At 60.2% G+C, this 14773-nt stretch carries 9 protein-coding genes, 2 tRNA genes, 2 rRNA genes and 1 pseudogene; 12 read left to right on the top strand and 2 right to left on the bottom strand.

The features are described 5' to 3' along the window. Window positions 1–41: 41 nt before the first annotated feature. From GEV39_RS18765 to GEV39_RS18710, 12 genes and pseudogenes are all read left to right on the top strand, one after another. Window positions 42–118 (top strand) — tRNA-Ile (locus tag GEV39_RS18765). A 114-nt stretch (window positions 119–232) separates the two neighbouring features. Continuing rightward, window positions 233–308 (top strand) — tRNA-Ala (locus GEV39_RS18760). 249 nt (window positions 309–557) lie between these two features. Continuing rightward, a 23S ribosomal RNA gene (locus GEV39_RS18755) occupies window positions 558–3450 on the top strand. Window positions 3451–3584: 134 nt separating this feature from the next. Further along, window positions 3585–3700: ribosomal RNA gene (gene rrf, locus GEV39_RS18750) — 5S ribosomal RNA — on the top strand. A 229-nt stretch (window positions 3701–3929) separates the two neighbouring features. Next, window positions 3930–5573: an acetolactate synthase large subunit gene (locus GEV39_RS18745; RefSeq protein ID WP_144189107.1), complete on the top strand. Its 1644-nt coding sequence runs from the start codon at window positions 3930–3932 to the stop codon at window positions 5571–5573. Window positions 5574–5796: 223 nt separating this feature from the next. Continuing rightward, window positions 5797–6693, top strand: coding sequence for a nitrilase family protein (locus GEV39_RS18740; protein WP_173890805.1), 897 nt, complete (start codon window positions 5797–5799; stop codon window positions 6691–6693). Window positions 6694–6703: 10 nt separating this feature from the next. Beyond that, window positions 6704–7858 carry a hypothetical protein gene (locus GEV39_RS18735; protein WP_173890804.1) on the top strand — a complete coding sequence of 385 codons (1155 nt, stop codon included), beginning with the start codon at window positions 6704–6706 and terminating at the stop codon, window positions 7856–7858. Then, window positions 7855–8256: pseudogene (locus GEV39_RS18730) on the top strand (asparaginase domain-containing protein); the annotation flags it as partial. The gene GEV39_RS18735 and the pseudogene GEV39_RS18730, both read left to right, overlap by 4 nt. 159 nt (window positions 8257–8415) lie before the next feature. Then, window positions 8416–8967 carry a UPF0149 family protein gene (locus GEV39_RS18725; RefSeq protein ID WP_173890803.1) on the top strand — a complete coding sequence of 184 codons (552 nt, stop codon included), beginning with the start codon at window positions 8416–8418 and terminating at the stop codon, window positions 8965–8967. Window positions 8968–9180: 213 nt separating this feature from the next. Continuing rightward, entirely contained in the window at window positions 9181–9810 is a 630-nt protein-coding gene (locus GEV39_RS18720; RefSeq protein WP_054913713.1) for a glutathione S-transferase family protein, read from the top strand. A 22-nt stretch (window positions 9811–9832) separates the two neighbouring features. Then, on the top strand, window positions 9833–11869 hold the full coding sequence (locus GEV39_RS18715; RefSeq protein ID WP_173890802.1) for a pyridoxamine 5'-phosphate oxidase family protein: 2037 nt from the start codon (window positions 9833–9835) through the stop codon (window positions 11867–11869). An 83-nt stretch (window positions 11870–11952) separates the two neighbouring features. Beyond that, the gene (locus GEV39_RS18710; RefSeq protein ID WP_173890801.1) at window positions 11953–12849 is read left to right on the top strand and encodes a LysR family transcriptional regulator; all 897 of its coding nucleotides are present in this window, start codon (window positions 11953–11955) and stop codon (window positions 12847–12849) included. A 21-nt stretch (window positions 12850–12870) separates the two neighbouring features. Here GEV39_RS18710 and GEV39_RS18705 read toward each other — a convergent pair whose 3' ends face one another. Together GEV39_RS18705 and GEV39_RS18700 are read right to left on the bottom strand one after the other, a co-directional pair. Further along, a complete protein-coding gene (locus GEV39_RS18705; protein WP_173890800.1) occupies window positions 12871–13740 on the bottom strand; it encodes an aldose 1-epimerase in 870 nt (289 codons plus the stop codon). A 25-nt stretch (window positions 13741–13765) separates the two neighbouring features. After that, entirely contained in the window at window positions 13766–14689 is a 924-nt protein-coding gene (locus GEV39_RS18700) for an EamA family transporter (protein ID WP_173890799.1), read from the bottom strand. Window positions 14690–14773: the final 84 nt, after the last annotated feature.

The following is a 14773-nucleotide window of genomic DNA, read 5'->3' as shown; positions in this document are numbered from 1 at the left end:
ATTCATTGTAAAAGACGATCAAGACCCAAAGTTATACCATTAGGTCTGTAGCTCAGTTGGTTAGAGCGCACCCCTGATAAGGGTGAGGTCGGCAGTTCAAATCTGCCCAGACCTACCATTTTTGGTTGGAATGTTGAGCACCCCATGCCTCTGGATAAAGAGTGGTGAGGACGGCTCTTCTGCAGTTCAAATCTGCCCAGACCTACCATTACATGGTTCAGCCGTAGAATACGGGGCCATAGCTCAGCTGGGAGAGCGCCTGCCTTGCACGCAGGAGGTCAGCGGTTCGATCCCGCTTGGCTCCACCACTTTCTGCGGTAGATGTTGCTCCTGGTCAGAACTTAGAAATGAACATTCGTTGATGAATGTTGATTTCTGACTTTTGTCAGATCGTTCTTTAAAAATTCGGATATGTGATAGATATAGACTGACATGCACTTTCACTGGTGTGTGATCAGGCTAAGGTAAAATTTGTGAGTTCTGCTCTTAACTGAGCGAAATGCGAATTTTCGGCGAATGTCGTCTTCACAGTATAACCAGATTGCTTGGGGTTATATGGTCAAGTGAAGAAGCGCATACGGTGGATGCCTTGGCAGTCAGAGGCGATGAAAGACGTGGTAGCCTGCGATAAGCTTTGGGGAGTCGGCAAACAGACTGTGATCCAGAGATCTCTGAATGGGGGAACCCACTCAGCATAAGCTGAGTATCTTGTACTGAATACATAGGTGCAAGAGGCGAACCAGGGGAACTGAAACATCTAAGTACCCTGAGGAAAAGAAATCAACCGAGATTCCCTTAGTAGTGGCGAGCGAACGGGGACCAGCCCTTAAGTTGATTTGAGATTAGTGGAACGCTCTGGAAAGTGCGGCCATAGTGGGTGATAGCCCCGTACACGAAAATCTCTTATCAATGAAATCGAGTAGGACGGAGCACGAGAAACTTTGTCTGAATATGGGGGGACCATCCTCCAAGGCTAAATACTACTGACTGACCGATAGTGAACCAGTACCGTGAGGGAAAGGCGAAAAGAACCCCGGAGAGGGGAGTGAAATAGAACCTGAAACCGTATGCGTACAAGCAGTGGGAGCCTACTTTGTTAGGTGACTGCGTACCTTTTGTATAATGGGTCAGCGACTTATATTCAGTGGCGAGCTTAACCGAATAGGGGAGGCGTAGCGAAAGCGAGTCTTAATAGGGCGTTTAGTCGCTGGGTATAGACCCGAAACCGGGCGATCTATCCATGGGCAGGTTGAAGGTTAGGTAACACTGACTGGAGGACCGAACCGACTACCGTTGAAAAGTTAGCGGATGACCTGTGGATCGGAGTGAAAGGCTAATCAAGCTCGGAGATAGCTGGTTCTCCTCGAAAGCTATTTAGGTAGCGCCTCATGTATCACTGTAGGGGGTAGAGCACTGTTTCGGCTAGGGGGTCATCCCGACTTACCAAACCGATGCAAACTCCGAATACCTACAAGTGCCGAGCATGGGAGACACACGGCGGGTGCTAACGTCCGTCGTGAAAAGGGAAACAACCCAGACCGTCAGCTAAGGTCCCAAAGTCATGGTTAAGTGGGAAACGATGTGGGAAGGCTTAGACAGCTAGGAGGTTGGCTTAGAAGCAGCCACCCTTTAAAGAAAGCGTAATAGCTCACTAGTCGAGTCGGCCTGCGCGGAAGATGTAACGGGGCTCAAACCATGCACCGAAGCTACGGGTATCATCTTATGATGATGCGGTAGAGGAGCGTTCTGTAAGCCTGTGAAGGTGAGTTGAGAAGCTTGCTGGAGGTATCAGAAGTGCGAATGCTGACATGAGTAACGACAATGCGAGTGAAAAACTCGCACGCCGAAAGACCAAGGTTTCCTGCGCAACGTTAATCGACGCAGGGTTAGTCGGTCCCTAAGGCGAGGCTGAAAAGCGTAGTCGATGGAAAACAGGTTAATATTCCTGTACTTCCAGTTATTGCGATGGAGGGACGGAGAAGGTTAGGCCAGCCTGGCGTTGGTTGTCCAGGTTTAAGGTGGTAGGCTGAAATCTTAGGCAAATCCGGGATTTCAAGGCCGAGAGCTGATGACGAGTTGCCTTTAGGCGACGAAGTGGTTGATACCATGCTTCCAAGAAAAGCTCCTAAGCTTCAGATAACTGGGAACCGTACCCCAAACCGACACAGGTGGTTAGGTAGAGAATACCAAGGCGCTTGAGAGAACTCGGGTGAAGGAACTAGGCAAAATGGCACCGTAACTTCGGGAGAAGGTGCGCCGGCGAGGGTGAAGGACTTGCTCCGTAAGCTCATGCCGGTCGAAGATACCAGGCCGCTGCGACTGTTTATTAAAAACACAGCACTCTGCAAACACGAAAGTGGACGTATAGGGTGTGACGCCTGCCCGGTGCCGGAAGGTTAATTGATGGGGTTAGCGCAAGCGAAGCTCTTGATCGAAGCCCCGGTAAACGGCGGCCGTAACTATAACGGTCCTAAGGTAGCGAAATTCCTTGTCGGGTAAGTTCCGACCTGCACGAATGGCGTAACGATGGCGGCGCTGTCTCCACCCGAGACTCAGTGAAATTGAAATCGCTGTGAAGATGCAGTGTATCCGCGGCTAGACGGAAAGACCCCGTGAACCTTTACTATAGCTTTGCACTGGACTTTGAATTTGCTTGTGTAGGATAGGTGGGAGGCTTTGAAGTGGGGACGCCAGTTCTCATGGAGCCATCCTTGAAATACCACCCTGGCAACTTTGAGGTTCTAACTCAGGTCCGTTATCCGGATCGAGGACAGTGTATGGTGGGTAGTTTGACTGGGGCGGTCTCCTCCCAAAGAGTAACGGAGGAGTACGAAGGTGCGCTCAGACCGGTCGGAAATCGGTCGTAGAGTATAAAGGCAAAAGCGCGCTTGACTGCGAGACAAACACGTCGAGCAGGTACGAAAGTAGGTCTTAGTGATCCGGTGGTTCTGTATGGAAGGGCCATCGCTCAACGGATAAAAGGTACTCCGGGGATAACAGGCTGATACCGCCCAAGAGTTCATATCGACGGCGGTGTTTGGCACCTCGATGTCGGCTCATCACATCCTGGGGCTGAAGCCGGTCCCAAGGGTATGGCTGTTCGCCATTTAAAGTGGTACGCGAGCTGGGTTTAGAACGTCGTGAGACAGTTCGGTCCCTATCTGCCGTGGACGTTTGAGATTTGAGAGGGGCTGCTCCTAGTACGAGAGGACCGGAGTGGACGAACCTCTGGTGTTCCGGTTGTCACGCCAGTGGCATTGCCGGGTAGCTATGTTCGGAAGAGATAACCGCTGAAAGCATCTAAGCGGGAAACTTGCCTCAAGATGAGATCTCACTGGGATCTTGAATCCCCTAAAGGGCCGTCGAAGACTACGACGTTGATAGGTTGGGTGTGTAAGCGCTGTGAGGCGTTGAGCTAACCAATACTAATTGCCCGTGAGGCTTGACCATATAACACCCAAGCAATTTGCTGACGCAGATTGCGGTGGTGGAGATGACATGAACCGAAAGTTCGCAAGGCATCACAAACATCACATATCCGGATTCGCTGGGCTGTCCAACTGGACATTCTGGCTACAGAATTTCTTGACGACCATAGAGCATTGGAACCACCTGATCCCATCCCGAACTCAGCAGTGAAACGATGCATCGCCGATGGTAGTGTGGGGTTTCCCCATGTGAGAGTAGGTCATCGTCAAGATTCATTTCGCAAAACCCCTATCTGCGCATGCAGGTAGGGGTTTTGTCTTTCTCACGCCGTTGTCCCGGGCTGCGACAATATTACCGCCCTCACAACGTGACTTTCCCTCGGCTACCCTTCGTCAAGGCTTAGGTCCGGGGCATCCCTGCCCCTCAACCTGGCGATGCCAGCGCACCGTGCTGCGCATTTCTGGACTTCCACCGTCCCATCACTTGAGGTAGCAAGCAAGATGGCCAAGGCCGCCGATGTCGTTGTGCAATGCCTGGAAAACGAAGGTGTCGAGTATGTATTCGGCATCCCTGGCGAGGAAAACCTCGACCTGCTCGAATCCCTGCGCAAGTCGAAGATCAAACTGGTACTGACCCGTCACGAGCAGTCTGCAGGCTTCATGGCGGCTACCTACGGCCGCCTGACCGGCAAGACCGGCGTCAGCCTGTCGACCCTCGGCCCGGGTGCCACCAACCTGGTAACGGCCAGCGCCTATGCCTACCTGGGCGGCATGCCGATGATGATGATCACCGGCCAGAAGCCGATCAAGAAGTCCAAGCAGGGCCGCTTCCAGATCATCGACGTGTGCGGCATGATGGACCCCATCACCAAGTACACCCACCAGTTCGCTTCGGCCGACAACATCCCTTCGCGCATGCGTGAAGCCTTCCGCCTGGCTGAAGAAGAAAAGCCGGGTGCCGTGCACCTGGAACTGCCGGAAGACATCGCCGCCGAGCAGACCGACGCGCTGCCGATCCCGCGCAGCCTGCACCGCCGCCCATTGGCCGAGCACGTGGCCATCGAAGCAGCGATTGAAAAGCTACACAAAGCCCGCAGTCCGATTTTGGTTATCGGCGCCGGTGCCAACCGCAAGATGACCGCCAAGGTCCTCAAGCAACTGATCGACAAGACCGGCATCCCGTTCATCACTACCCAGCTGGGTAAAGGTGTGGTCGATGAGCGCCACCCACGCTTCCTGGGTAACGCTGCGCTGTCGTCCGGCGATTTCGTGCACCGTGCGATCGAAGCGGCGGACCTGATCGTCAACATCGGCCACGATGTGATCGAGAAGCCGCCGTTCTTCATGGTGCGTGGCGGCACCGAAGTCATCCATATCAACTTCCGTTCCGCCGAAGTCGATGCCGTGTACTTCCCGCAGGTTGAAGTGATCGGTGACATCGCCAACGCCGTGTGGCAGATCGCTGAAGGCCTGGGCGACACTTCGCACTGGGACTTCACCCGCCTCATGGCGATTCGTGAAGCCAACGAAGCCCAGATCGCCGAAGGCGCCGACGATGACCGCTTCCCGGTCTACCCACAGCGCCTGGTGGCCGACATTCGTCGCGTGCTGCCGTCCGAAGGCATCGTGGCCCTGGACAACGGCATCTACAAGATCTGGTTCGCCCGTAACTACAAGGCGCACAAGCCGAACACCGTGCTGCTGGACAACGCCCTGGCGACCATGGGCGCTGGCTTGCCATCGGCCATGGCTGCACACCTGGTCTACCCGGATCGCCCGGTGATTTCGGTGTGCGGTGACGGCGGCTTCATGATGAACAGCCAGGAGCTGGAAACCGCCGTGCGTCTGGGCATGCACATCACCGTGGTGATCCTGCGTGACGACGGCTACGGCATGATCCGCTGGAAGCAGGCCAACATGGGCTTCACCGATTTCGGCCTGGACTACGGCAACCCGGACTTCGTCAAGTATGCCGAAGCCTACGGCGCCAATGGCCACCGCGTGGAAAGCGCCGACGGCCTGCTGCCGCTGCTGGAGCACTGCATCAAGACCCCAGGCGTGCACGTGATCGACTGCCCGGTCGACTACAGCGAAAACGACCGCATCCTCAACAGCGAGCTGCGTGAGCGCGCGCTGGCGGTGTAAACAGATCCACAAGCCCTTCATAGGGCCAGCAGGCGCAGGGAGCTTATGATCCTGCGTCAGCTGGCTGTGGGCAATCACTCCTTCCCGCTCTTTATCCTAGGGCGTTTCCCACTCACTCCTCTCCAAGATCCTTCAACTGCTTGAGAATCGCCCGACTGTCTCTCCCAACCCCAACCCCGCTCTACTGGCGACCTTCCAAAACAACCACAAAAAGGAAGTCGCCATGTCCGAACATTGCCCCCCCGTCAGCCCTGTCCGTATCGCTGTCATCCAGTACGACCCACAAGTCGGGCTAGAGTACTGCGATGGCAACCTGAGCAGAGGCCTGGCACTGGCCCGGCGTGCGGTGCGTGAAGGTGCCAATCTGATCGTGCTGCCCGAGCTGGCCAACACCGGGTACACCTTTCACTCCCGTGCCGAGGCCTATGCCCATGCCGAAACGTTGCAGGCGGGCCGCAGCCTGAAAGCCTGGGCTGATTTCGCCAGGGAATATCAGGTGTACCTGGCAGCAGGATTCGCCGAGCGTGAGGGCCTGAAGCTCTACGACAGCGCCGTATTGTTTGGCCCCGACGGCCTGCTTGGCCACTATCGCAAGGCCCACCTGTGGAACCAGGAAAAACTCTGGTTCACCCCTGGCGACCTCGGCTTCCCTGTATTCGAGACGCCAATCGGCCGTATCGGCCTGCTGATCTGCTGGGACATCTGGTTCCCTGAAGTGCCACGGCTCATGGCAGCGCAAGGGGCAGACATCATATGCAGCTTGAACAATTGGGTGTGGACACCGCCTCCACTGTTTGATGAAACAGGGCGTTGCATGGCGTCTTACCTGACCATGACAGCCGCGCATGTGAACAATGTCTACGTCGCCGCCGCAAACCGTATTGGCAGTGAGCGAGGAGGGCGCTTTCTCGGTTGTTCGTTGATTGCCGGAACCAACGGTTGGCCCATTGGTGCTGTGGCCAGTGCGGAGGAGGAAAGCATTGTCTACGCCGATGTCGACCTCAGCAGCGCGCGTTCAGCGCCGATCTGGAACAGCCTCAACGACCTGCAGCGTGATCGCCGTACCGACCTCTACGATGCTGCGCTTGGCTACCGCCTGCATGCGCCTATGCCACGCTGAGGATCCGCACATGAAGCCATTACTGCTGCCCAATCGGCAGCACGCCCCCGTGCTGATCTTCACCTGCCTGGCAATGCTGCTGGCAGCCAGCCTTGCGTCAGGCCCGTGGCCAGACTACGGGCAACTGGCGGCGACACTGGACCAACCGCTGAGTCGTTTGCGCTGGATAGTGGGCGATATCAGCGAGGTCGCATTCTACAAGCATGAGCTGCCTGCGCTGGGCTTGCTGCTAGGCGCCAGCCTGGCACATTGGGCCCATCTTCGCGGGTACCGCTGGCAGGGTTTTGCCATCTGCTATGGAAGCGGACGGTGGCCATGGGTGTTCACCAGCTCGCTGATGGGCCTTTTACTTAGCCATGCCTTGTGGGGATGGACCTTGGCCAGTGGTAGCTGGCAACCAACGTTCGTGGCCTTCGTGTCGTTGCCGGCAGCCATGGTGCTGTTGTATGGGGCGGGCTGGCGGGTGGCGATAGCAGGCGCATTGCTGGGGGCATTACTGGTAACCCCGGCGAGTCTGCTGCTGGTCAACTACCTGTGCTACCCCCTGCAGTTGCCTGTGGTTATCGGCAACGTGGGTGGTATGGCCGTGGCAAGTGCCGCCGCTTTCCTGCTGTGCAAGCGCTACCCGTCATGGGTCCGTCAGAGCCACGAACCCGACGTTGTGAAACCTGTGGCCAGCCAACCATCCTACGGTGTGATCTGGACCTTGCGGCGTGTACTGGCCGATTTCAGTGAAGCCCCCTTCTTTGGCAATGAGCTGGCCAGTCTGGGTCTACTACTGGGCTTGTTACTGGCTTACCTATTGGCCCCGGCAGCACCTGCATACGGTTCAATGTTGGCGTTGCACATACTGGCCGGACAGGCCTTGGCATCCTTGGTCGGCGTCGTATTCTGGCGCGGCCAGTGGCAAGCCCGGGGCTGGTACCCGACTTACATTCCGATTGTCTCGATCGTGCCGGCCGCCGTGCTGACGCACGGCGGTAGTTGGCAAGTCATTGTGGCCAGTGCAGTGCTGGGGGCCCTGTTGGCTCCGCCGCTGGCAGTGGCGATCACGCAGCGGTTGCCGGGTTATGTGCATGGCTACATCGGCAACGTGGTGTCGATGGCCATCAGCACGTTGGGAATCGTACCGCTGATAGGGTTACTGGTGGGGGGAGAAGGATGATTGAGCATTCGGACCTGCCCAAGCTGTCGATCGCCAGTCTGGGCGGGACGGGCAGCATGCAGGCGACAGCGGGTGGGTGTGGCGTAACGCCTCCCCTGGATTGTGAGCAGCAACTGCTTCAGGTACCGCAGTTGCGCGAAGTGGCGCAGTTGACTGTAACGTCATTGAGCCTGGTCCCCAGTGCATCGCTCAGCTTCAAAGCGCTGCTGGAAGTGCTGGCCTGGGCTCGCTGCGAAGTTGAGCGCGGTGCCCGGGCCGTAATACTGACCCAAGGCACCGACAGCCTTGAGGAAACGGCCTATTTCCTTGACCTGCTCTGGCCATTCGATGCGCCTTTGGTGATGACCGCTGCAATGCGCTCGCCCAGCCAGCCGGGCAACGATGGCTCGGCCAACCTTTCTTGCTGTGGCTGCTGATTGGCGCCGACCGGCAGCATGAGTTGCCGGGTTGGCTGCCCACCTGAGGAAATTTGCCCGTGCAGTGTCTTGCACGGGCAACCCTCCAAGCATTGCTGTGCTAGGGTGCACACACTTTTGCTAGCAAGGATTCCCTGCCCGATGCTCCCGCCACTCAGCGAGAAAGAACTGCACCGCCTCGAAGACCTGCTGATCACTTACGGCAACGACTACTCGGTACTCAACCTGGCCGAGCTCAATGGCTTTTTCACTGCGCTGGCTAGCTCGCTGACCACGGTCAACCCTGAGCACTGGCTGCCGGCAGTGGCAGGTGGCAAGGTGCCCAAGTTCAAGAAACCGGCCCATGAAGAAGCCTACGTGGCATTGCTGCTGCGGTATGCCGGCCAGATAGCTGAACAGTTGGGCGACCACATCGATCAGTTCGAGCCGCTGTTCGAGGAGACAGAAGACGAGCAGGGCACCGTGGTCGTGATGGAAGAATGGTGCTTCGGCTACATGCGCGCCACCCAGATCGCCAACTGGGAAGCTTTACCGCCGGAGCAGGACCAGTTGCTCAAAGCCATCTCTTTGCACGGGCTGGAGGATAACTTCGAGCTGCTGGACCAGATGAGCGAAGCGGATATCCAGGCTTGTGTGCCCAAGGTGATCGAAGCTGCGCGTGGTTTGTACCGCTACTTCAAGAAGCCGCACTGAGGCACACGGGCTCGGTTGCTGCGGTACTTGCCGGGGCCGCACTGCGGATCCGTCAACAACGCCCGAAAAACGCAGACTGTTGTTTGTCATGGGCGGTTGATTATTCCATCTGGCGAAATTATGGTTTCCCCCGCGCACTGATTCTGCTGCCAGTCGAATCAGTGCAGCATGTGCTCCATCAGCCCAATCCGGTGCTGACCAGGAGCCAAGCCCATGTCGAACCCGATCAAACTCTACAACTTCCCCAAGTCCGGCCATGCCCACCGCATCGAGCTGATGCTTTCGCTGCTCAACCTGCCTACCGAGCTGGTGTTCGTTGACCTGGCCAAAGGTGCGCACAAGCAGCCGGACTTCCTGGCCCTCAACCCGTTCGGCCAGGTACCGGTCATCGATGACAACGGCACGGTGATCGCAGACTCCAACGCAATCCTCGTTTACCTCGCCAAAAAATATGACAACGGCACCTGGCTACCCGAAGCGCCAGCCGCTGCCGCCCGTGTACAACGCTGGTTGTCGGTCGCTGCAGGCCCGCTGGCCTTTGGCCCGGCCGCTGCACGCCTGGTGACCGTGTTCGGCGCTTCGTTCAACACTGACGAAGTGATTACCCGGGCGCACACCCTGCTCAAGGTGATTGATGCCGAACTGGCGAAGTCGCCGTTCCTGGCAGGCGACACGCCGACCATCGCCGACATCGCCAACTATTCGTACATCGCCCATGCACCGGAGGGCAACGTGTCGCTGGAGCCGTATGCCAACGTACGTAGCTGGCTGGCGCGGATCGAGGCATTGCCGGGCTTCGTACCGATGCCCCGCACCGTCATCGGGCTGCAGACCAGCGTCTGATCCCCCTGCGAGGAACGCCACCATGCAACAGTCCCCCGATCACCGCCCCTCGCCCTGGCATGCGGGCGAGAAAACCCTGCAGGAAAAGGTCGGTGTAGCAGAGCGCATGGAGGCGTTCGGGCAAAAGGTCATTCGTGACTACATGCCCGACCAGCACCGCACGTTCTATCACCAGCTGCCGTTCATGGTGGCGGCCAGCGTTGACGCTCAGGGGCAGCCCTGGGCGACGCTGCTGGAAGGGCCGGAAGGTTTCGTCAGTTCGCCCGACCCACGCCAGTTGACCATTGACACCAGGCTAGCGGCCGATGACCCGGCGACCCCTGGGTTGGTCGCCGGGCAGGCAATCGGCCTGCTGGGCATCGAACTGCACACCCGCCGGCGCAACCGCCTCAACGGGCAGATCCGCCAGGCGGTCGCAGGGCAATTGCAGGTGACGGTAGAGCAGTCGTTCGGCAACTGCCCGCAATACATCCAGTTACGCGACTACACGCGCGTCGCCGAACCGGCCCAGGGGCGCATCGATGCGACATTCCTGGATGCCACGACCGCCAGTATGATCCAGTCTGCCGACACCTTCTTCGTCGCCAGCTATGTCGAGCATGACACCGGTCAGCGCTCGGTGGATGTGTCCCACCGAGGCGGTCGGCCAGGATTCGTCAGGGTCCAAGGCAATACGCTGACCATCCCCGACTACGCCGGTAACCTGCACTTCAACACCTTGGGCAACTTGTTGGTCAACCCGAGGGCAGGTTTGCTGTTCATCGACTTCAGTAACGGCAACGTGCTGCAGGTGGGCGGGCGTGCCGAGGTGCTGCTGGAAAGCCCGGCCATCCAGGCGTTCGAAGGTGCAGAGCGGCTGTGGACGCTGGAGGTCGACCAGGTGGTGTGGCGGCCGGCTGCGGTTTCCCTGCGCTGGGCCTTCAAGGCGTACGCCCCCACCAGCCTGATGACCGGTACCTGGGCCGAGGCCGATGCGCGTTTGCAGCAACGTCAGCAGCAGCGCCAATGGCAAGCCTGGCGGGTGCTGCGGGTAGAGCAGGAGAGCCGCGATATCCGTTCGTTCTACCTCCAGCCGCCCAACGGTACCGCTGTGGCGTTTGCACCCGGGCAACATGTACCGGTGCAGGTCAAGCGCGACGGTGAGGCACCGCTTATCCGCACCTACAGCTTGTCCAGCGCACCTTCCGACGGCTATTGGCGCATCAGCGTCAAAGCCCAGGGCCCGGTTTCCCGCCACCTGCATGCGCGCATCGCGCCAGGCGATGTGCTTGACGTTCGCCCACCCATGGGCAGTTTCACACTCGACATACAGAGCACGCGGCCGTTGGTGCTGATTGGCGCGGGCGTAGGCATTACGCCGTTGCTGGCCATGCTGCGTGAGCAACTGAGCCATGGGCAGGCCCGGGCTATCCACGTGTTCCAGGGTGCGCGTAGCCTGGCCGACCTGCCGTTCAGGCAGGAGCTGGCAAGTTTGCGGCAACGGGCCGCAGGCTTGCTGCACATTCATCGCGCCCTGAGCCAGCCGGAAAGCCATGCGCTGCTTGGGCGGGATTACGAGTTTGCCGGGCGCCTGGGCATCGGGCAGGTCAAAGCGGCGCTGGCGCTGGACGACTACGAGTTCTACCTGTGCGGACCGGGCAGTTTTACCCAGGACTTGTATGAAGGGTTGCGCGGCGTGCATGTGCCGGATGCGCGGATTCACGCAGAAGCGTTTGGGCCGTCGACGTTGCGCCGGCACATGGACGCCGACCAGCCCGCCTTGCAGCAGCCACCCGCTGCCAGCGAGCCAGTACCGGTGTACTTTGCGGCATCGGCCAAGGAGGCGCGCTGGGCACCCGGCGGCGGTACCTTGCTGGAGCTGGCCGAGGCGCGCGGGCTGGCGCCGGAGTTCAGCTGCCGGGGTGGCTCGTGTGGTACCTGCAAGACCAGACTGGTGAGTGGCCAGGTGCATTACCCGAATCCACCGGCAGAGCTACCGGAGGCGGGGTCGGTGTTGATCTGTTGTGCCGTGCCGGCGCAGGTGCAGGCGGGGGTACAGGCCCTGGTGCTGGACATCTGATACACCAGCCCCGCCTCCTCGCGGGCAGCAGAAAATACCCAGATGAATAATAATCCCGGCACCTCATGCCCCCAGGAGCTCGCATGGACCAGATCCACCTGATGAAGGTATTCGTCGCCGTAGGTGAGCTGGACAGCTTCGCCGCTGCTGCCCGCCGCCTGGCCATCTCCCCGGCCGCCGTCACCCGTGCCGTCAGCGCCCTGGAGGAGCAGCTGGGGGTCAAGCTGCTGCTGCGTACCACTCGCAGCGTGCGCCTGACCGAGGCAGGCGGCCGCTACCTGGAGGACACCCGGCATATCCTGGCCAGCATTCACGAGGCCAACGAAGCGGCGGCCGGCATCAATGCCACACCCAAGGGCGACCTGGCGGTGACTGCACCTATCCTGTTCGGCAAGAAGTTCGTCATGCCCAGCATCGTTCGCTACCTGCAGCAGTATCCGCAAGTCGACGTCGCCGCCTACTTTCTCGACCGCGTGGTGAACCTGGTCGAGGAAGGCATGGATGTAGCCGTGCGCATCGGCCCGTTGCCCGACTCCGGGTTGAAGGCCCTGCGGGTCGGTCAGGTCCGGCGCATGTTGTGCGCTTCGCCCGACTACCTGGCGCGCCACGGTGTGCCCAGGCACCCCTCTGACCTGGCCGGGCATGCGGTGATCGGTACCACCAACCTGTCCCCCCGAGCCGGCTGGCGCTTTGGCGTGACCGATGAGCCGACGTTGGTGCGCATGAAACCGCGGCTGACGGTGACCAGCAATGATGGGGCTATCGCTGCGGCCTGCGGTGGCTTGGGGATTGCCCGTTTATTGTCATACCAGGTGGCTGATGAACTGGCGAGCGGGCAGTTGCAGGTGATTCTGGCCGAGTATGAGGAAGCACCCTGGCCGATTCACATACTGCACCGCGAGAGCAAGTACGGGTCGGCCAAGGTCAGAACCTTCATCGACATGCTGGCGCAGGCGCTGCGGGACCAGCAGCTGGAGTGAGCACGTAGCGCCTACAACGCGTTACAACGCTTGGTACTGCATGCTGAACCCCAGGCTCATCGTGTCACCCTGTTGCAACAGCCTCAGCCCGGGCCGGCCGGGCAGGTGATGGGCGTTGACCGGGTGGCTGACCGGCTCGAAGCAGAAGAAGCCTTGCCCCAGCGGGCAGAACAGCAAGAAGTGCTCCGCCCCGCTGGCGCGACAGGCCAGCCGGTAGCCAGCCCCCGGCTGTTCGATCACACAGTGCCCCGGCCAGCCACTGAAGGCGTGGTCGACCAGCGTCTCGGGCAGGTGGCCCAGTGCTTCGAACCGCCACGGCTCGGGCACCGTGGCCTGATACGACGGCAAGCGCCCAGCCTCGGCCAGCCACACCTGGCGCGCGGGCGCAGACAGCCTGGTAGCCGGGTAGCGCGGAAAATAAGGGTGCAGGCCCAACCCATACCAGTTGGCCGAATCATCCCGGTGCGTCACATGCAGGTCCAGGGTCAGGCAGCCTTCATGCAGGTGTATATCCAGCGCGGCCTGGTAGGCGAAGGGTACGGTACTGTCCAGCGTCAACCGTGCGCGCTGTTCGCTGTGATGCGCAACGTGCCAGGCTTGCTGCCAGGCGCTGCCATGAATGGGATAGGGGTCGTGCTCGGTATTCGGCGCCAACGCCTGCCAGCCCTGCGGCCGGGCATAACCACCCTCGGCAACCCGATTGGACCAAGGCGCCAGTGGGTAGCAAGCCAGCCGCCTGGGCGCGGCGCTGGCCAAGGCAGCTGCGTCGGAGTGGCGCAGCAGTGCCTGCCCGGTTGCCTTGACCTGCCAGTTGACCAGGCTGGCACCCAATTCCGGCGCCAGGCTCAGGCGGGTCAGGCGGTCCTGCAGGTGCAGAGTGGTCACAGCCATGCAAGGTTCCTCTGGAGCAGAGCGATCAATTGGCCCGCCGGTAAGTCAGCAGCACGATGCCGCATACCACCACGGCGCCGCCGAGCAATTGCAGCGGGCCCAGTTGCTGGTCGAGCAGGGCCCAACCCAGCAGTAAAGTGGCGATGGGTTCGACGTTCATCACCGGGGCGTTTTGCGCCATGTTCAGCCTGGGTACGCAGACGAACAGCAAGCTGAACGCCAGCCCGTACAGCAGCACCAGGCTGGCCAGCGCCACCCAGCCACTGCTGCTGCCCGGCAGCGACAAACCGGCCGGCATCACCCCGCTGGCGCCCGCGAGCAGCATGCTGGAGAACACGATCAGCAGGGTCAGCAGGCTGCGTACCGGGCCCCGCACGCTAGCCAGCTTGTGGTCGGTGATCCACAACGCGCATGCAAAGGCACAAGCGGCGCCGAAGGCCAGGCTGACCCCCTGCCCCCAGTGCGGGTTGCCCGCACCGCTGTCGGCCAGGCGTGCCGGCACATCCAGCGCCAACACCAGGCCGCATAGGATCAAGCCCATGAACAGCACGGTGCGGCCAGTGGGGCGCGCACCGCCCAGCGCCCAGGTCAGCAACGCCAGCAGCATCGGGAAGGTATTGCCCACCAGCAAGGCCAGGGCCACCGGAATGCGCGCCACCGCCGAATAAAGGCACAGGCTCTGGGTGGCGATGAGCAAGCCAAGCAGCAGTTGCCAGCGGTGGGTGCCAGCGGGCAGCGCCAGCGCCTGGCGTTGCCACAGCAGTACCCCGGCCAGCACCAGGAAGGTGAGGCCGGAACGGCAGAGTATGGCCAGCAGCACGCCGGTGCCGTCATCGAAGGCGATGCGTGCGGCGATGTGGTTACCGGCGAATGAGCAGGCAAGCAGAGCCAGCAGGGCGATGGCCAGCTTGCGCGGGAACAGCGGGGGAGCAGAGGAAGGGACAGCCATGTGCAGGATCCGTTTGCAGGTAGGGCCAAGGGGGCTGCTCAGCACCCCATCGCCGGCAAGCCAGCTCCCACAGGACAGCACCGC

It is taken from the genome of Pseudomonas sp. NY5710, assembly GCF_013305665.1.
Classification (GTDB): domain Bacteria; phylum Pseudomonadota; class Gammaproteobacteria; order Pseudomonadales; family Pseudomonadaceae; genus Aquipseudomonas; species Aquipseudomonas juntendi.
The sequence above is the reverse complement of the archived record's forward strand: the minus strand, read 5'-3'. Positions and strand labels throughout refer to the sequence as shown.